At 64.7% G+C, this 17,356-nt stretch carries 17 protein-coding genes; 6 read left to right on the top strand and 11 right to left on the bottom strand.

Going from position 1 to position 17,356, the window contains the following annotated elements; translation table 11 throughout:
* Positions 1 to 216 precede the first annotated feature (216 nt).
* The 4 genes from ABIB78_RS17210 (at position 217) to ABIB78_RS17195 (ending at position 2,912) form a co-directional block, all read left to right on the top strand.
* Entirely contained in the window at positions 217 to 786 is a 570-nt protein-coding gene (locus tag ABIB78_RS17210) for a sigma-70 family RNA polymerase sigma factor (protein ID WP_429026563.1), read from the top strand.
* Positions 786 to 1,523, top strand: a complete 738-nt coding sequence (locus ABIB78_RS17205; protein ID WP_429026800.1) for a hypothetical protein — start codon at positions 786 to 788, stop codon at positions 1,521 to 1,523. The genes ABIB78_RS17210 and ABIB78_RS17205 overlap by 1 nt, the downstream gene beginning before the upstream one ends.
* Positions 1,524 to 1,559: 36 nt before the next feature.
* Entirely contained in the window at positions 1,560 to 1,859 is a 300-nt protein-coding gene (locus ABIB78_RS17200) for a hypothetical protein (RefSeq protein WP_429026562.1), read from the top strand.
* Positions 1,860 to 2,417: 558 nt separating this feature from the next.
* A complete protein-coding gene (locus tag ABIB78_RS17195) occupies positions 2,418 to 2,912 on the top strand; it encodes a TIGR03809 family protein (protein ID WP_429026560.1) in 495 nt (164 codons plus the stop codon).
* Between the two features lie 85 nt (positions 2,913 to 2,997).
* Here the strand turns inward: ABIB78_RS17195 and ABIB78_RS17190 are convergent, their stop codons facing one another.
* The 11 genes from ABIB78_RS17190 to ABIB78_RS17140 form a co-directional block, all read right to left on the bottom strand.
* A complete protein-coding gene (locus ABIB78_RS17190; RefSeq protein ID WP_429026557.1) occupies positions 2,998 to 4,368 on the bottom strand; it encodes a TIGR03808 family TAT-translocated repetitive protein in 1,371 nt (456 codons plus the stop codon).
* Between the two features lie 238 nt (positions 4,369 to 4,606).
* A complete protein-coding gene (locus ABIB78_RS17185; RefSeq protein WP_429026556.1) occupies positions 4,607 to 5,254 on the bottom strand; it encodes a pyroglutamyl-peptidase I in 648 nt (215 codons plus the stop codon).
* Positions 5,251 to 6,243, bottom strand: coding sequence for a methylmalonyl Co-A mutase-associated GTPase MeaB (meaB, locus tag ABIB78_RS17180; protein WP_429026553.1), 993 nt, complete (start codon positions 6,241 to 6,243; stop codon positions 5,251 to 5,253). Before meaB ends, ABIB78_RS17185 begins: the two co-directional genes overlap by 4 nt.
* Positions 6,244 to 6,662: 419 nt before the next feature.
* Positions 6,663 to 8,819 (bottom strand): methylmalonyl-CoA mutase, encoded by a 2,157-nt coding sequence (scpA, locus tag ABIB78_RS17175; RefSeq protein ID WP_429026551.1) that lies wholly within the window; start codon positions 8,817 to 8,819, stop codon positions 6,663 to 6,665.
* A 12-nt stretch (positions 8,820 to 8,831) separates the two neighbouring features.
* Positions 8,832 to 9,302: a GFA family protein gene (locus ABIB78_RS17170; protein WP_429026549.1), complete on the bottom strand. Its 471-nt coding sequence runs from the start codon at positions 9,300 to 9,302 to the stop codon at positions 8,832 to 8,834.
* Positions 9,299 to 11,173 carry a methylmalonyl-CoA mutase family protein gene (locus ABIB78_RS17165; RefSeq protein WP_429026547.1) on the bottom strand — a complete coding sequence of 625 codons (1,875 nt, stop codon included), beginning with the start codon at positions 11,171 to 11,173 and terminating at the stop codon, positions 9,299 to 9,301. Before ABIB78_RS17165 ends, ABIB78_RS17170 begins: the two co-directional genes overlap by 4 nt.
* A 105-nt stretch (positions 11,174 to 11,278) precedes the next feature.
* Positions 11,279 to 11,770, bottom strand: a complete 492-nt coding sequence (gene folK, locus ABIB78_RS17160; protein WP_429026545.1) for a 2-amino-4-hydroxy-6-hydroxymethyldihydropteridine diphosphokinase — start codon at positions 11,768 to 11,770, stop codon at positions 11,279 to 11,281.
* A gap of 34 nt (positions 11,771 to 11,804) precedes the next feature.
* A complete protein-coding gene (gene folB / locus ABIB78_RS17155) occupies positions 11,805 to 12,185 on the bottom strand; it encodes a dihydroneopterin aldolase (protein WP_429026543.1) in 381 nt (126 codons plus the stop codon).
* Positions 12,182 to 13,039, bottom strand: a complete 858-nt coding sequence (gene folP / locus ABIB78_RS17150) for a dihydropteroate synthase (protein WP_429026541.1) — start codon at positions 13,037 to 13,039, stop codon at positions 12,182 to 12,184. Before folP ends, folB begins: the two co-directional genes overlap by 4 nt.
* Positions 13,040 to 13,139: 100 nt before the next feature.
* A complete protein-coding gene (locus ABIB78_RS17145) occupies positions 13,140 to 13,547 on the bottom strand; it encodes a DUF4332 domain-containing protein (RefSeq protein WP_016841850.1) in 408 nt (135 codons plus the stop codon).
* A 56-nt stretch (positions 13,548 to 13,603) separates the two neighbouring features.
* Positions 13,604 to 13,969, bottom strand: a complete 366-nt coding sequence (locus ABIB78_RS17140) for a DUF2267 domain-containing protein (RefSeq protein ID WP_429026799.1) — start codon at positions 13,967 to 13,969, stop codon at positions 13,604 to 13,606.
* A gap of 394 nt (positions 13,970 to 14,363) precedes the next feature.
* On the opposite strand from ABIB78_RS17140, the gene ABIB78_RS17135 reads away from it, so the two are divergent.
* Together ABIB78_RS17135 and ABIB78_RS17130 are read left to right on the top strand one after the other, a co-directional pair.
* Positions 14,364 to 15,986, top strand: a complete 1,623-nt coding sequence (locus ABIB78_RS17135) for a helicase HerA-like domain-containing protein (RefSeq protein ID WP_429026538.1) — start codon at positions 14,364 to 14,366, stop codon at positions 15,984 to 15,986.
* Positions 15,987 to 16,036: 50 nt separating this feature from the next.
* Positions 16,037 to 17,350, top strand: coding sequence for a glycosyltransferase family 87 protein (locus tag ABIB78_RS17130; RefSeq protein ID WP_429026535.1), 1,314 nt, complete (start codon positions 16,037 to 16,039; stop codon positions 17,348 to 17,350).
* Positions 17,351 to 17,356: the final 6 nt, after the last annotated feature.

Genomic DNA, 17,356 nt, shown 5'->3' with positions numbered 1-17,356 from the left:
AAGGCCTTGGTATGGTCACGCCGGATGGTGTGTGTCTGCGAGAGTGTCCATTATTATGATACCGTTTCTCGAGCCTTCGGCGATTTTTCCATATTTGGACTGCCGACTGTGTCATAGATCACACATGCGGTCCGGACATTGCCGTAATGTGAAGAATCTTGGCTCTCGCGTCGAACCACGCACCACCCCCCTCAGACCAACTTTGCGAGACGGCCATTGAGCGCGACACAGGCGGCTTCAGACGAGGTTCTGATCGCTCGGATCGCTCAAGGCGACCGGATCGCCATGCAGGTGCTGTACGGACGGCACCATGTTAGGGTGTACCGCTTCGGGCTCCGGCTCGTGCGGGACGAACAGGTGGCGGAGGACCTCATCAGCGAGGTCTTTCTGGACGTGTGGCGTCAGGCGGGCAAATTCGAGGGACGATCCGCCGTTTCGACCTGGCTTCTGGCGATTACCCGGTTCAAGGCGTTGTCTTCGCTGCGGCGAAGGAAGGACGCCGAACTGGACGATGAGGCCGCGAACGCGATCGAGGACACGTCCGACGATCCGGAAACGGTGGTGCAAAAGAAGGACACCGGCGACACGCTGCGTAAGTGCCTGACGGGACTATCAGCGGAACATCGGGAGATCGTCGATCTTGTCTACTATCACGAGAAATCCGTGGAAGACGTCGCAGAGATCGTCGGGATTCCGGAGAACACCGTGAAGACGCGTCTGTTCTATGCGCGCAAGAAACTTGCCGAGTTGCTGAAGGCAGCCGGTGTCGAGCGAGGTTGGCCATGATGGCTGCGAGCAACAAGAAGGTGCAGGGTCAAGAGCCAGACGATGTCGAAATGCTGCTGCCCTGGCATGCGGCCGGTACGCTGAACGCGCGTGACGCGCGCCGCGTCGAGGACGCGCTCGCGGGCGATCCGGAACTGGCCCGGCAATATGCCGTCATCCGCGAGGAATATGCCGAGACCATCGGCCTCAACGAGAGCCTCGGTGCGCCATCGGCGCGCGCCATGCAGAAGCTGTTTGCCGCGATCGATGCCGAGCCGGAGCGCAAGCCGTCGATGGGCGCGCGCATGTCGGCCAGCGTCTCGGAGTTCTTTTCGAAATTGTCGCCGCGGACGCTGGCCTGGTCGTCCAGCCTCGGTGCGCTCGTAGTGTTGCTGCAAGCCGGCGTGATCGGCGCGGTGCTGATGCACAGCCCGCCGGCTTCGTTCCAGACCGCCTCGCTTGATGTCGCCGAACAACGCAGCGCCCCAACAGCGCCGAGCGCGGCCAGTGCACCGATCACTCGCGACCTCGGCGCCAGCGTGGCGGCCACGCCGACGCGGCTCTTGGTGCGCTTCACGCCGGATGCCAGGATCGCCGATATCACGTCGCTGCTCGACAATTACCAGGCCTCGATCGTCGATGGTAAGGGCGGGATGTTCCGGTTGCAGTTCCGCGCGATGGACAAGAACGCCGTCGCCGCGCTGATCGCCCGCTTGCAGAAAGAGAAGATCGTCAGCCTCGCGGTCGAAACGCCGTAAGCGGCGCTGACGGTTCTGCGCCGAGCTGTGGTCACCATGACCGCTAACGGCCGGACCAGATCGACGAACAGAGCGGCCGTCGCGGCCGCAGCGTTGTTGCTGGCTTGTCTTGCCGGCTCCGCCTACGCCCAGAGTTTGTTCGGGGCGGGGGAGGCGGATGCTCTTGCCGCGGTGATGGCGGCGACCAATGCTCCCGTCGCGGCTACCGCGGACAAACCGTCGCAGCCTGTACAGGAAGTGGACGGCAATAACACTTCCGTGAGCCGCGTGCTGAATGATACCGCGCCATCGATCGCATCGGACGATTTCGCTGCAAATCACCGTGCTGCGCAGTGATTTTCGGCGCAAACGCCTGCAATGGTGCGATGGAACCGCGCGGCGAGAAGGTCAAAAAAATCGCCGAGGATTTGAACGTCCGCCTTCCTCTCACGACTTATGTGTGTGGGAGCGGTTTATCCCTCCCCGGCTATATCAGGCGCGAGCGCCCATCCACCCCAAGCGCCCATATGGCTTTGACCCGTCCGGTTGTCCCCCCGGACGGGTCTTTCATTTTGGGCCACCTTGCATGGCCGTCTTGGCCGAACGCAACCGATGGCGCCGACGGCGCAGCGCGATCGCGACGGCAGGCGCGCGACGGTTGCGACAGTTTGCTGTGGATCATCGGGCCGCGCGGTGCGGGGGAACGATGCGCACCGCAACCATGCAAGTCGATGACCTGACGATGGTTCGCGCAAGAAACTCCGTAGTAGAGCGGACTTCTTTCAACAACCGTTCGCGATTAAGAATTTAGTTAGACTTTATTTACCTTTTCCACAGAATATCGGCGTCACGTCCAGTTGATTCGGTTCGGTTCGGTTGCGTCTGCGTCCGTTTCTTTCCCTGCGGGCAAGTTGAATGACACATCGGACCGACGTGGCCAGAGGCCAGGAGATCGTTGCACGCTGGTGCAACCTTGCCGAGCAAAGGCTGGAACACCTCAACGAGCTGTTCGAAACCGGACGCTGGCGCCGCTATCACAGCGAGCAGGCCTTTCTCGAGAACATCAGGGAAGCCCGGGCCGCGGTCGAGATCTGGCGCGAATTGCTGTCGCGCGAAGCCTCGCTCGACAATTCGCCGATCGATCTGTCCTGGCTCGGCCGTGGCAAGTCGAAATTGCCGCCGCGCGACATCTCGCCGCCGCCTGAGCGCCGCTCGGAGGCTGCGGCGTTGGCGGAGGCTGCAATGAACGCGGTCGCGGCTGCGCTGGAGACGGCGGCCGAGGTCCTGGAGCAGCCGCCCACCGTGGCCGACGCGCCTTCGCTGGAGATGCCGCCTCCGGTCATGCCGCCGCCGGTGCTTGATCTCGACACCATCCAGCGGCGCTATCCGCTGCTGCGCAACGCGCTGTAGCCTCCTGTTTGAGCATGATCTCCGCGCAAACGCGTTCCGCGTTTGTCGCGAGGGAAAACCGCTTCGCACTTTTCCGGATCAGGATCTAGCGCCGCACCGCGTTCGCGCCGACCATGAGCTGCGCATATTGCTGGGCGCCGCCCGCCGACAGGTCTGACGTGATCGGGCGGGCATGGTCGAGCCCGACCACCGCGCCGCGCGGGGTTTCCGAGATCATGTTGTTGTTGATCAGCGCCGTGCCCGCGCCCGGCACCACCGAGACGCCGATGCCGATGAGGGAGTTGCGGACGACATTGCCTGATATCGCGACGTCGCGCAGATATTTGCCCCAGCCTGCGACGATGCCGAAGGTCGGCGCGTTCTCGATCACATTGCCGGTGACTGATGTGTCGGCCTCGACATAGATGCCGATGCCGGCCCCGTCGTTCGGGTCGGTGCCGGCAGGGCGCTTCGGCAACAGGTTGCGGATGATGTTGCCCTGGACCACCGCGATGCGGCCGCCTTCGTTGAAATTGCACACGGAGACGCCGAGCGCGGCGCCGTCGACGGTGTTGTTGGCGATGACAGCGGCCTCGAACGAGAATTCCGAGTAGAGCGCGACCTCGCGGACATTGCTGACACTGTTGTCCGTGATGTGGATGTTGGAGGCCGAGTTGCCGCGCACCGCCGAGAAGTCGCAGTTCCTGATGCGGTTGCCGCGTACAATCACATTGCCGGCGCGGAACGCGTTGATGGCGTTGCCGTACTGCCCGGAGCCGCCGGGGCCGGCCTTGATGTCCTCGATGCGGTTGTCGGCGACGATGGAGCCGTCGTCGCCGATCGCGGTGCGCAGGATCTCGATGCCGTTGTCGTTGGTGCCCTTGATGGTGTTGCGCGAGACGATCAGGCCGAGCGCGTCGAACGACACCAGCGCAGTGCTTGCGATGTCGGTGAAGATGTTGTTGCTGACGTCGCCCGACATCTGCTCGAACCAGATGCCGGCGCCGCCGCTGCCGATGAACTGGCAATCGGTGATGCGGATGTCGCGACCGGACAGGCAGTGCACGAGGCCGCGCCGGTTCGGCAGCGGCACGTTGCCGCCGTCGAAGGTGAGGCCCATCAGGACGAGGCCGCCGGCGCCTTCGCCTTCCAGCATCGAGGCGCCGCCGTTGAACACCAGCCGGCTGGCGCCGCGCACGCCGATCAACTGGCTGCCCGGCGCAAGGCGCAACAGGCCGGTGCGGTAGACGCCGGGGGGAAATGCCAGCGGCACCTGCGCGCGTGCGGCGTCGTCGATTGCGCGCTGCAGATTGCGGGTCTGGTCGTCGTTGCTACCCGGACGGACGCCATATTGCGTGACGTCGCGGCCGAGCGAGCCGGTCGGAGCGGCGGCGCGCGCAGCATCCGGCGACATGGCAAGCGCGCCGGCGATGCCGGCGGCGGAGGTGCCGATCAGATGGCGACGGTTGACGTCCATGGGCACAGCCCTCGCAAATAGTCGCGAGCGGTGACGTTCGCGCCCGAGTGGTAGCGCGAAATGCGGCGCGGCATGGTGAAGACGCCGACGCTACGGAGCGATTGTTGGCGGTAGGGTTAATCCCCGGTGCAACAGATTCACGTGGTCATACAGCTCGGTGTCATCACCCGCGTAGCGGGTGATCCAGTATTCCAGAGACGCCAGTGCTGAGCCGAGGGGCCGCGGCGTACTGGATCGCTCACCCGCGCACGGCCTGCCGGGTCAGTTTCACCAGCTCCAGCAGCATGGCTTCGCCGGCATCGACGAGCGCTTCCAGCGTGATGGATGATTTGCCGGGCGCAGCCGTGCCGTCATGGGCGAGCGGTGGAACATGGACGAATTGTGCAAGGCGCAGCCCGTGGTCGCTGTTCACGGCCTCGATCGCGCGCCAGCTCAGATAGTTGCAGAGATAGCTGCCGGCATCGCGCGAGAGCCGTGCATCGATGCCGGTCGTAAGCGCCGCGCGCAGCAGCTTTTCGCTGTGCGGCCCGAACGTCCGCGCATCGGCGCCGCCCTCGATCGATCCCTTGCGCGGATGCTGGCGGCCGGCATCGGGGAAGCGCGTGGTCACCGCGTTGCGGGCGCGGCTTTCGATCCGCAGGTGTGAGCTGCGGCCGGCGAGGCCGAACATCAAGAGCGCCTGTGGGCGATGTTGTGCGATCAGCTCGGGCAATTCGCGATCGATGGCCGCGTAGGTGACGTGGAAGATGTAACTGGTCAGCGCGACGTTGTCGAAGGCCGGGCGGCGTAGCCCGGCCAGCCGCTTCACCAGCGGCATGGTCGGGTTGAACGGCGCACCCGGGAACGATCCGAAGCCGGTGACGAGGATGCGCAACCTGCCGCTCAATGCAGCATCTCCGCGATCTGTTCGGCGGCGACCGCGGGCGAGATGCGGCCGCCGGCGACCTCGGCCTCCATCTTCTTCACCCTGGCGCGGATCGCGGCGTCCGAGCGCAGCCGCGCCATCATCCGGCTCTCCAGCATCGACCACATCCACTTCACCTGCTGCTCGCGTCGGCGGGCCTCGAATTCGCCCGAGGCGTTCATCGCGGTGCGGTGGTCGAGGATCTTCTGCCACAGCCGGTCGAGCCCGGCGCCAGTCAATGCGGAATAGGTTTCGACCGGCGGATGCCAGTGCTCGGAGCGCGGCGCGAGGATGTGCAGCGCGCTGCGATAGTCGGCGGCCGCGAGGTTGGCGCGCTTGAGGTTGTCGCCGTCGGCTTTGTTGATCGCGATCATGTCGGCGAGCTCGACGAGACCCTTCTTGATGCCTTGCAGCTCGTCGCCGGCACCCGGCAGCATCAGCGCCAGGAAGAAGTCGGTCATGTCGCAGACCGCGGTCTCGGACTGGCCGATGCCGACGGTCTCGACCAGCACCACGTCGAAGCCGGCGGCCTCGCACAACAGCATCGCCTCGCGGGTTTTTGCCGCGACGCCGCCGAGCGTGCCCGAGGAGGGCGAGGGGCGGATGAAGGCCTGATCGGAGATCGCGAGCTGTGCCATCCGCGTCTTGTCGCCGAGGATCGAGCCGCCGGTGCGCGCCGAGGAAGGATCGACCGCCAGCACCGCGACCTTGTGGCCGCGCTCGATCAGGAACATGCCGAGCGCATCGATGGTGGTCGATTTCCCGACGCCGGGCGAGCCGGTGATGCCGACCCGAACCGCCTTGCCGGTGTCGGGCAACAGCGCCTGCACCAGCTCGCGCGCTGCCGCCTGGTGATCGCCGCGCCGGCTCTCGACCAGCGTGATCGCCCGTGCCAGCGCGGCGCGGTGGCCGGCGCGAAGATCCTTGGCGAGGGCGCGGATGTCGGGAGAGGCAGGCTTCGAGGCGATCATGGGCCTAAGAGCGCGATGAGTTTGGGTCGAATAGCGACGGCGAGGGCGCTGCGCTCCCTCTCCCGTCCTTACGGGGAGAGGGTTGGGGTGAGGGGCTCTCTACGCGTATTCGGAGATAGCTGCATCTGCGGAGATTCCCCCTCACCCGGAACGCTTTTGACGATACGTTCCGACCTCTCCCCGCACGCGGGGCGAGGTGAAGCGGAGCTCGCTGCTCGGTTTGGCGTAAATCCATCTTGTTCTAGCTTTACAACGGCTGGCCATGGCATGCGAGGGGAACGCGGGTAGCGCCGGCGAGGCTTGTTGATGACGCCTATAGCGGATCGTCCGTGTCGCCCTTCGGCCGCGCGCCGCCGAAGATCCTGGCGCCTTCCGGCGTCAGATACGGCTTCACGGCCATGCAAGACGTTGAACCAGTCCTACTCCGCCGCCTCGCTATGGCCGAGCCGGGCGTTGAGCTTGTGGATCAGCTCCTCGGCGGCATCCGAGATCACCGTGCCCGGCGGGAAGATCGCCTCGGCGCCGGCTGCATAGAGCGCATCATAATCCTGCGGCGGCACCACGCCGCCGATGATGATCATGATGTCCTCGCGGCCGTGCTTCTTCAGCGCGGCCTTCAATTCCGGCACCGCGGTGAGATGCGCCGCGGCGAGCGAGGAGACGCCGAGGATATGCACGTCGTTCTCGACCGCCTGCCGGGCCGCTTCGTCGGCGGTTGCAAACAGCGGTCCGATATCGACGTCGAAGCCGACATCGGCGAAGGCGGATGCGATCACCTTCTGGCCGCGGTCATGGCCGTCCTGGCCGATCTTGGCGACGAGGATGCGCGGGCGGCGGCCCTCGGCTTCCTCGAAGGCGTCGATCAGCTCTTGCACCTTTTCGACCTTGTTGGACATCGCCGCTGCCTCTCGCTTGTAGACGCCGGTGATGGACTTGATCTCGGCACGGTGGCGGCCGAACACTTTTTCCATCGCGTCCGAAATCTCGCCGACGGTGGCCTTGGCGCGCGCGGCGTCGATTGCGAGCGCGAGCAGGTTGCCGTTGCCTTCGCCCGCCGAGCGGGTGAGCGCGGCCAGCGCCGCATCGACGTCTTTCTGGTTGCGCTCCTTCTTGAGCCGAGCCAGCTTGTCGATCTGCAGCCGGCGCACGGTGGAGTTCTCCACCTTCAAGACGTCGATCGGCCGCTCGTTCTCCGGCTTGTACTTGTTGACGCCGATCACCGCCTGCCGGCCGGCATCGATGCGCGCCTGGGTCTTGGCGGAGGCTTCCTCGATCCGCAGCTTCGGCACGCCGGCCTCGATCGCCTTGGCCATGCCGCCGAGTTCCTCGACCTCCTGGATATGGCCCCAGGCTTTGGCCGCGAGATCGCGAGTCAGCCGCTCGACATAGTAGGAGCCGCCCCAGGGATCGATGATGCGGTTGGTGCCGCTCTCCTGCTGCAGGAACAGCTGCGTGTTGCGGGCAATGCGCGCTGAGAAATCGGTCGGCAGCGCCAAGGCCTCGTCGAGCGCATTGGTGTGCAGCGACTGGGTGTGGCCTTGCGTTGCCGCCATCGCCTCGATGGTGGTGCGCATCACGTTGTTGAATACGTCCTGCGCGGTCAGCGACCAGCCCGAGGTCTGGCAATGTGTGCGCAGCGACAGCGAGCGCGGATCCTTCGGATTGAACGGCTTGAGCAGCTTGGCCCACAGCAGCCGTGCCGCGCGCATCTTGGCGACTTCCATGAAGAAGTTCATGCCGATCGCCCAGAAGAACGACAGCCGTGGCGCGAAGCGGTCGACGTCGAGGCCCGCGGCTAGTCCCGCGCGCAGATATTCGACGCCGTCTGCCAGCGTATAGGCGAGCTCAAGGTCCTGCGTCGCGCCGGCTTCCTGCATGTGGTAGCCGGAGATCGAGATCGAGTTGTATTTCGGCATCCGCTGCGAGGTGTAGGCGAAGATGTCGGAGATAATCCGCATCGAGGGCACCGGCGGATAGATATAGGTGTTGCGCACCATGAACTCTTTCAGAATGTCGTTCTGAATGGTGCCCGAGAGTTTCTCCGGCGGCACGCCCTGTTCCTCGGCGGCCGCAACGAACAGCGCGAGGATCGGCAGCACCGCGCCGTTCATGGTCATCGATACGCTCATCTGGTCGAGCGGAATGCCGGCAAACAGCGTGCGCATGTCGTAGATGGAATCGATCGCGACACCGGCCATGCCGACGTCGCCGGAGACGCGCGGGTGGTCCGAGTCGTAGCCGCGGTGGGTGGCGAGGTCGAACGCGACCGACAGGCCTTTTTGTCCGGCCGCAAGGTTGCGGCGGTAGAAGGCATTGGAGTCCTCGGCCGTCGAGAAGCCGGCATATTGCCGGATGGTCCAGGGCTGGTTGACGTACATGGTCGGGTAGGGGCCGCGCAGATAGGGCGCGATGCCAGGCCAGGTCTCGAGGAAGTCGATGCCTTCCAGATCGGCCTCGCTATAGACGGATTTCACCGGAATGCCTTCGGGCGTCAGCCACGGCTCGGCGCTCGCAGCCGGCATCGCCGTGGCAACGGGCTGGAAGGCGACATCGGCGAAATTGGGAATGCGGGTCATTCCTTGGCTTCCTTAGTCATGGTCCGGATGCTGATGGCTGACGATGGTCGCCATCTTGTCCGGTCCGTAATTCTGCATCGTGGTCTGGCTCGGCAGATTGGCGATGCCCACCACCCAGCCGAGCCGGGACTCGGTTCCATATTGCTGCGTCGGAATCACCCGGTCGGGCCGGTCGAAGGCGCCGGTCATGATCTCGATGCGGGGACCGTCGATCCGTCGGAAGCTGAGCGGCGTGCCGCAGGCCGCACAGAAGTCGCGCTCGGCGATCGACGAGGATTTGAATGCCGCCGGCTTGCCACGGGTCCAGGTGAAATTGGTTCGCTCGATGTCGGCGAAGGAAGCGAACGGCGCCCCGGAGGCTTTTTGGCACATCCGGCAATGGCAGATGCTGATCTTGGCCGGAACGCCCGAGACGGCGAAACGGACCGCGCCGCATTGGCAGCCGCCGGTCAGAACGGGTGTTGATGGTGCCTCTGCCGTCATGTCTGCTCCATCCGCCGATAGGCGTCGCGCAATGTCGCCAGCGCGTCACCGCCGGCGAAGACGAACTCACCGATGCCGGCCGCCCGCAGCGCCGCTTCCTGGTCGCCGGGCCGTCCTGCCAGATAGATATGCCTTGCTCCGGCGCCGTGAAGGGCCTTGGCGGCCTCGGCGGCGCTGGCGGCATAGACCCTATCCGAGGAACAAATGCACGCCATCGCCGCGCCCGAGGCCTTGAAGGCCGCGGCGAGCACCGCCGCGTCGGCAAAGCCCTCGCTGTCAATGGCCTCGATCCCGCCGGTCTCGAAGTAGCTTTTGGCGAAGGTCGCCCGGGCCGTGAAATCCGCCGGCGTGCCGAGATTGGCCAGGAACATCTTCGGCCGCGCGCCATGGGCGTTCAGTGCGGCATCGGACTTGTCGCGCAGCGCCTCGAACGGTTCGGCGAGCCGCATCGGCGCGAGGGCATCGAAGGTGACCTTGGCACCGGCCGTGGACATTGGCGCTGCCGGCTTCACATCCAGCACCGCGAGATCAGCCTCGTGCAGATCAGGGAATTCGCTGGCACCGGTCAGCACGTCGCGGCGTTTCGCCACGTTGGCTTCGCGCCGGGCCCGCGTCGCGGCGACTTTCTGTTGCAGCAGCCCTTGCTCGAGCGCGGCGAAGACGCCGCCCGCCTTCTCGATCTCCTGGAACAGCGTCCACGCCGCCTCGCAAAGCTGCGAGGTCAGCGTCTCGATGCCCCCGGCGCCTGCCGCAGGATCGGAGACCTTGGCAAGATTGGACTCGTCGAGCAGCACGAGTTGCGTGTTGCGCGCCACGCGCCGGGCGAAATCATCGGGCAGGCCGAGCGCCAGCGTGTGCGGCAGCACGGTGATCGCATTGGCGCCGCCGAGCCCGGCGGCAAAGGTCGCGATGGTCGCGCGCAGCATGTTCACATTGGCGTCGCGCTGGGTCAGCATCCGCCAGGCGGTTTGCGCGTTGACGAAGATCGGCTTCGGCGCAAGGCCGCAGGCCTCTTCGATCCTTGCCCAAAGGCGGCGCAGCGCGCGGAATTTCGCCATGGTCAGGAACTGGTCGGCGTCGGCGCTGAGCCGGAACGAGACGCCTGCGCGCGCCGGATCGAGGTCGATACCGGCGGCTTCCAGCATGCGCAGATAGGCGAGGCCCGCCGCGAGCGTGAAGGCGAGCTCCTGCACCTCGGACCCGCCGGCATCATGCACCGGCCGGCCGTCGGCCAGCACGAACGGTCCCTTGAAGCCGCGCTTGATCAGGCCGTTGACCACCTGGCCGAACGACTTCTGGTAATTGGGCCAGGCGATAGCCGCGGCTCCGCGCACGGCAACCGTGCTGAGCGCCTGGTAATTGAAATGCAGGTCGAGCTTGGCCGGGTCGAGCTTGCGGTCCTCGACCATGTCGGCAAACGTCTCGCCGGCATTCTCGCGCCCGAGCACCGGGTTGAGCGCGATCATGATGCCGGCATCGAGATGGATGCCGCCGCAGGCCCGCGCCAGCGTCTTCTTGCTGGCATCGGCAAGACCGAAGCCGCGCGTGCCGGGCCCGCCGGCGAACTCGAACTCGAGGCCGCTCGCCCCGTTCTCGAGATCGTGCAGCGCCTGCGCATTGGCCTGCGCGGCGTCGGGATGGTCGACCCGCTGCAGGATCTGCCAGGGGGTCGCAGCGGCGCGGCCGGCAAGCGGGCTGGTGTTGGTGGCCCGGCGGTAGATCGGATCGATCCTCAGGCCATCATAGGTCTTGCCGACCAGCTTCTCGAACGGGGCGCCCTTCAGCACGCCGTCGACGAGCTTGCGCCAGTCGTCATAGCTCGCCGGTCGAAAATCCGAAGCCAGAGGCAAATCGTCAGTCGAGGTCGTCATCCGCCCAAATCGTCCTTCATCGGGCCCGCGACGAGCCCCCTTGATTGGGCCGGAAATTGCCACGGGCGGGCGGCCAAGCCAAACTTTTGTTTGAGGTGGTTGGCCTTAATCGAGGTCCGCTAGACGGAAAATACCGTCGGCGGAGACCTCAGCCAGCGCGTCCGCGACGAGCCGCCCGGCGATGACGCGGTCGGGAACGATCTCGGCGAGCGGTACCAGCACGAACGCGCGCTCGAACAGGCGCGGGTGCGGCAGTGTCAGTTCCGGCTTGTTGAGTGTGATGTCGTCATAGGCGATCAGATCGAGGTCGAGGGTGCGCGGGCCCCAGCGCTGTTCGTTGGTGCGGTCGCGGCCGAATTTGGTTTCGATCTTGTGCAGCGTGAACAGCAGTGCATGCGGATCGAGGCTGGTCTCGATCTCGATGCAGGCATTGATGAAGCTGTCCTGCTGCTGCTCGCCCCAGGGCGGCGTCGAATAGTCCGACGAACGTGCCAAGAGGGCGGCCTGGGTCATGCCGCAGATATTGGCGATCGCCTTGCGAAACGTGGCGCGGACGTCGCCGACATTGCCGCCGAGGGCGATCAGGACGTCAGGCATAGGCGCTCAACCTTGGGCGTTCATCCATGGGCGTTCAACTCTGCGACGGCGGATGGCGCGAGCGGGTCAGCACCACGCCGACGTCGTCGAAGATTGCCGCGATCGGCGCATGCGGCTTGTGCACGGTGACCTTGACCGCCCTGACGCGCGGGAAGGTGGCCAGGATGTCCTCGGCCACCGCGCCGGCGGCGCGCTCCAGCAGCTTGTAATTGGTATTCTTGAACGCCGATGTCGCGGTCGCCACCACGTTGGAATAGGACACCGTGTCGGAGAGGCGGTCGGTGCGCGAGGATTCCGAGAGGTCGGTATAGAGCTCGAGGTCGATGACGAAGCGCTGCCCGACTTCGGTCTCATGTTCCATCACGCCATGGCGGGCATGAATGACGATCCCGGTGATGAAGATCGTATCGGTCATTGCTGTCCCTCGATTGCTGCGGCCACCCGCAGCGCCTGAACGGTTTCCGCGACGTCATGCGCGCGGATGATGCGGGCGCCATTCTGCGCGGCGATCAGGTGGGCCGCGATCGAGCCGCCGATCCGCTGTTGCGGCTCCGAGGCCACGACCGTGCTGATGAAGCGCTTGCGCGAGGCGCCGACCAGCACCGGCAGGCGGAACGCATTGAGCTCCGAGAGCCGCGCCAGCGCGATCATGCTCTGCTCCGGCGTCTTGCCGAAGCCGATGCCGGGATCGAGCACGATCCGGTCTGGCGCAATGCCGGCGCTCGCCGCAATCTCGAGCGAGCGGGTGAAGAATGCGGCGATGTCCTGCATGATGTCGATCGCCGGGTCGACCTGCTCGCGATTGTGCATGACGATCACAGGCACGCCGCGTGCCGCGATGATCGGCGCCATGCCGGCATCGCGCTGCAGGCCCCAGACGTCATTGGCGATCGCAGCACCCTGGTCGAGCGCCCAGGCCACGACCTCGGATTTCATGCTGTCGATCGAGACCGGCACGCCGAGCGCGATCACCTCGGCCAGCACCGGCTGCAGCCGCGCCATCTCTGCCTCGGCGGAGACCGGCTGCGAGCCATAGGGGCGGGTCGATTCCGCGCCGATGTCGACGATGTCGGCGCCGTCGGCGACCAGCTTGCGGGCCTGCGCCAGTGCCTGTTCGGGTGTGATGAACTGACCGCCGTCGGAGAACGAGTCCGGCGTCACGTTCAGGATGCCCATCACAGCCGGATAAGGCCTCGACAGCAGCGCCGGCAGCACAGCTGATACGGCTGGGCCGGCCACCGCCGATGCTATGGGCTTGGTCGCCATCATGCGGTGGCTTTGCGCTGACCGTAGCGGCAAGTCAAGGTGTCGCGGAGATGCGTGGCGCCGGCGGCGGCGGGATGCCGTTAAGCCAAGCTAATAGATGATGCTAATAGGTGATCTTGGGAGGCAGCTTGCGTGCCTCTTCGATCAGCAGCTCGACCGATTTCTCGGACGGCATCACACGGACGAGCTTACGCCTCACATTGGCGTCCTTCATGCTTTGCGCCAGCCGCGACGGGTTGCGGTGCGCGAGCTCGCGCACCGTGGTGACGCCGGCGGCGCGGACCAGGCCGACCTTCGCCTTGCCCATTCCCGGAATCCGCATGTAGTCGGAGATGTTGGCCCATTCGAGCAGTTGCTGTTCGCTGATCCCGGTCTTGGCGGCGAGCACCTTGCGTCCCTTGACGGTGCGGGCGGCTTCAAGCAGCGCGTCGGTCGTACGGATACCCTGCGATTTCAGTTTGGTGGCACAATAGGCGGACAGGCCTTCGATCTCGGAGAGGGGGTATGTCATGATACTCGTATGCAGGTAGAAGGGAGCGCACGTGCAAGGACGTTGCGAGGAGTGCTTCAGGCAAACTGGCTGAGGCCCGGTGTCCCCGAGATGATCTCGCCCATTTGATCCGCTCCGATTTTGTCGCGACCGAACCTGAAAAGTTCACGCGCAACGTTCTGAATTTCACTCATGCTCAATCCGAGTGCCATCAGCCGGGTGCCGACAGCCATCAGCCCGCCGCCCATCAACCGCGATAGACCACCGCTGTTGTTGGAGGCGGCGATTGCCGCTTCGGCGCCGGGGATTTGGTCGATCAGAGTCTGGACTTTGTCGGAGGGTCCCTCGTTACGGAGGAAACCCAGAACGATGCCGATGGTTTTTTCAGCGACAGCACCATCGATGCCGGCCTTCGCGGCCAGCTGCCCAACCAATTCGTCCATCTTGCCCCGCCTCAACCGGTCTTTGCCGGATCGTTCTTGAGGATTTATCTTGAGCGCCTGTGCCACGAAATTCAAGCGATCCGCGCATTTCAGTTCGTTTTCTTTTGCGATCGCGCCGTGACTGTTGCCTCGCTGCAAGAGTGAGCGGCGGATTCACACCATCTTGTCGCAATGCGCAATGCCTTTCGTCACTTTGAAGGGAATAAAGTATGAGGAACTGTTGGCGCGACAATACACGTCGGCATCCGCTGACGGTTTCAATCGACCCGCAAGATGCAATATGATGGCATTGGTTCGATCTACGAATCCGGGTCGACGTCGAACCGCGTTCGACGATGTTCGAGCCGGGTACGGCGATCGAAACGATCCAAATCTGCGCGATAGAGGCGAAGCGATGGCGACCTCCGACAACAAGTTGGCCGATACCGACGAGACGATTTTTATCGGCAAGGGCGAGGCGACGGCCTGGCTGACGCTGGCGCTGGCCAACCGGCATGGCCTCGTCACGGGCGCAACCGGAACCGGCAAGACCGTCTCGCTTCAAGTCATGGCCGAAGGATTTGCGCGCGCCGGCGTTCCGGTTTTCGCAGCCGACATCAAGGGCGATCTCTCCGGTATCTCCGAAGTCGGCGAGGCCAAGGACTTTATCCTGAAGCGCGCCCAGGAAATGGGCTTGACCTTCCAGCCGGATCAGTTCTCGACCGTGTTCTGGGACGTGTTCGGCGAGCAGGGCCATCCGGTGCGCGCCACCGTGACCGAGATGGGACCGCTGTTGCTCTCGCGGATGCTCGATCTGAACGACGTGCAGGAAGGTGTGCTCAATGTTGCCTTCCGGGTTGCCGACGAGAATGGCCTCACGCTGATCGACATGAAGGATCTGCGCGCCCTGCTGGATGCGATCGCGCCCAACGGCAGCAAGAAAGCCGCCGACGACGAGGAAGATCCGCTGGCGTCGATCCGCAAGGCTGCACAGAGTTACGGCAATGTGTCCAAGGCGACGGTCGGAACGATCCAACGTCAGCTGCTGGTGCTCGAGAACCAGGGTGGCACGAAGTTCTTCGGCGAGCCGGCCCTGACGCTGAAGGATTTCATGCGGACCGACCGCGACGGCCGCGGCATGGTTAATATCCTCGTCGCCGACAAGCTGATGCAGAGCCCGCGGCTTTACGCCACCTTCCTGCTCTGGATGCTCTCGGAATTGTTCGAGGAATTGCCGGAGGCCGGCGACCTGCCGAAGCCGAAGCTGGTGTTCTTCTTCGACGAGGCGCATTTGCTGTTCAACGACGCGCCGAAGGCGCTGATGGACAAGATCGAGCAGGTAGTGCGGCTGATCCGCTCCAAGGGCGTCGGTGTCTATTTCGTCACCCAGAATCCGATCGACGTGCCGGACAAGGTGCTGGCGCAACTCGGCAACCGCATGCAGCACGCGCTGCGCGCCTTCACGCCGCGCGACCAGAAGGCGGTTGCCGCAGCCGCACAGACCTTCCGCCCCAATCCGAAGCTCGACACCGCGCGGGTGATCATGGAACTCGGCAAGGGTGAGGCACTGGTGTCGTTCCTCGAGGGGGGCGGCACGCCGTCGATGGTCGAGCGTGTCATGGTGCGCCCGCCGTCGGCGCGGATCGGGCCGATCACGCCGGAGGAGCGCAAGGCGATCATGGATGCGAGCCCGGTGAAGGGTAAATACGACACCGCCATCGACGCCGAATCCGCCTATGAGATCATCCAGAAGCGTCTGTCAGGGGCGGCGGCGCCGGCGGACGGTGCGGGTGGTGGCGAGGGTGGCGGCATCCTCGGCCAGATCGGCTCGATCGCCGCCTCGATATTCGGCACCAATGTCAAGCGCGGCCGCATGTCGACCGGGCAGGTGATCGCGCGCAGCGTCACGCGCTCGGTGACCGACAAGGTGGTCGGCGGCGTGGTCGCAGATCTCGGCAAATCGGTCGGTGGTTCGGTCGGCGGCTCGATCGGCCGCGCGCTGGTGCGCGGCGCGCTCGGTGGATTGCTAAGGAGGTAACATTACAACTAGTATCTCGGCGTTTCCGTCTTTTCATTTGGAACGGTGCGTTGAGATACCCGTCGCTGCGGGCGCCATTTGATCTGTTGTTCTTCGTCTGCTGTCTTGCGCTGACAGCGGATGTCCTTGCTCCCGAGATTTGGGGGCATGGCAAGACGAAGGACTACCCCCTGTGGTTTTGGGCCGGGCAGCAGGTGCTGCACGGCAATGGCCTCTATCCGGCCGATCCTGCGGGCTATTTCGACTACATCTATCCGCCGCTAGCGGCGGTCATGCTGGCGATTCCGGCATTCTTCGGCAAGATCCCGCTCTATCTATGCCTTTCACTCCTCAACTGTATCGCGTGGTGGATGGTCGCGCAGTTTTCGCATGCGATGGCGGGGTCAGGCCGCAAGCCGGGGCCCTGGCTCGAGGCGCTGCCGGGCTGCGTCACGGTGACCTTCGTCACCGACATCTTCGACCTTGGGCAGCCGAACCTGATCCTGCTTGCGATGATGCTCTACGGCTTCTGGCTGCTGCGGAGCGGGCGGCCCTGGCTTGCGGGCGGCATGTTCGCGTTGGCGACCGCCATCAAGGTGTTTCCTGTTGCGGTGTTGCCGTATCTGATCTGGCGCAGGCGTTGGGGTGCGGTCGCCGGCATGGCCGCGTTCCTGGTCCTCTTCCTGTTGGTCGTGCCGGCTCCGTTCCGTGGCTTTCAGCAGAACGCCGCGGAATTGAAGACCTGGTACCACGGCATGATCGGGACGAGCTCGGTCGAGGGGTTTGGCCAGCGAGCCGAGCAGAACTGGTCGTCGGTCAACCAGTCCATCATTGCCGTGTCGCATCGGCTGCTGCGTCCGGTGAACTTCAATCAGGATGATCCGCACAGGCTGCCGCACTACATGAACGTCGTCGATCTCGACTTCGCGACGGCGAACTGGATCATTGTCGCGGTCGGTCTTCTGATCGGCTTCGGCTACATCGCGGTGATGCCGCCGGCCTGGCTGCGGACCGAAAAATCCGATGCGGAAGAGATCGGTATCCTGTTTTGTCTGATGACGGTGGCTTCGCCATTGGCGAGGGAATACTACTTCATGTGGTTGTTCTTCCCGATCGCGGTACTGATGCATCGCGCCACCTTCGATCCGCGGCCGATGGTGCGGACCGGAACCTGGGTCGTGCTTGCGGCGGCTTGCATCCTGCTGGGGTTCTCGCTGCCGCTGTATCCGATCGAGCTGCAGGCCTACGGCAATAATCTTGCTGCGACCTTTCTGCTGATCGCGGCCCTGACCTGGCACATCCTCAGGTCTCCGCCGAAGGAAGGTGGGGCTACTTTGCCTCCGGCTCCCGGCGCGCTACAAGCTGGCGTAACGCCCAACCAATAGGATATC

Origin of the sequence: Bradyrhizobium sp. I1.14.4 (assembly GCF_050435825.1) — a bacterium.
Taxonomy (GTDB): Bacteria; Pseudomonadota; Alphaproteobacteria; order Rhizobiales; family Xanthobacteraceae; genus Bradyrhizobium.
The sequence above is the reverse complement of the archived record's forward strand: the minus strand, read 5'-3'. Positions and strand labels throughout refer to the sequence as shown.

Excerpts from the sequence above, each read along its gene's own strand:
- folB (WP_429026543.1), bottom strand. The coding sequence starts at position 12,185 with ATGACCGATACGATCTTCATCACCGGGATCGTCATTCATGCCCGCCAT.
- ABIB78_RS17165 (WP_429026547.1), bottom strand. The coding sequence starts at position 11,173 with ATGACGACCTCGACTGACGATTTGCCTCTGGCTTCGGATTTTCGACCG.
- scpA (WP_429026551.1), bottom strand. The coding sequence starts at position 8,819 with ATGACCCGCATTCCCAATTTCGCCGATGTCGCCTTCCAGCCCGTTGCC.
- ABIB78_RS17145 (WP_016841850.1), bottom strand. The coding sequence starts at position 13,547 with ATGACATACCCCCTCTCCGAGATCGAAGGCCTGTCCGCCTATTGTGCC.
- meaB (WP_429026553.1), bottom strand. The coding sequence starts at position 6,243 with ATGATCGCCTCGAAGCCTGCCTCTCCCGACATCCGCGCCCTCGCCAAG.
- ABIB78_RS17170 (WP_429026549.1), bottom strand. The coding sequence starts at position 9,302 with ATGACGGCAGAGGCACCATCAACACCCGTTCTGACCGGCGGCTGCCAA.
- ABIB78_RS17200 (WP_429026562.1), top strand. The coding sequence starts at position 1,560 with ATGACCGCTAACGGCCGGACCAGATCGACGAACAGAGCGGCCGTCGCG.
- folK (WP_429026545.1), bottom strand. The coding sequence starts at position 11,770 with ATGCCTGACGTCCTGATCGCCCTCGGCGGCAATGTCGGCGACGTCCGC.
- ABIB78_RS17195 (WP_429026560.1), top strand. The coding sequence starts at position 2,418 with ATGACACATCGGACCGACGTGGCCAGAGGCCAGGAGATCGTTGCACGC.
- ABIB78_RS17135 (WP_429026538.1), top strand. The coding sequence starts at position 14,364 with ATGGCGACCTCCGACAACAAGTTGGCCGATACCGACGAGACGATTTTT.
- folP (WP_429026541.1), bottom strand. The coding sequence starts at position 13,039 with ATGATGGCGACCAAGCCCATAGCATCGGCGGTGGCCGGCCCAGCCGTA.
- ABIB78_RS17140 (WP_429026799.1), bottom strand. The coding sequence starts at position 13,969 with ATGGACGAATTGGTTGGGCAGCTGGCCGCGAAGGCCGGCATCGATGGT.
- ABIB78_RS17205 (WP_429026800.1), top strand. The coding sequence starts at position 786 with ATGGCTGCGAGCAACAAGAAGGTGCAGGGTCAAGAGCCAGACGATGTC.
- ABIB78_RS17190 (WP_429026557.1), bottom strand. The coding sequence starts at position 4,368 with ATGGACGTCAACCGTCGCCATCTGATCGGCACCTCCGCCGCCGGCATC.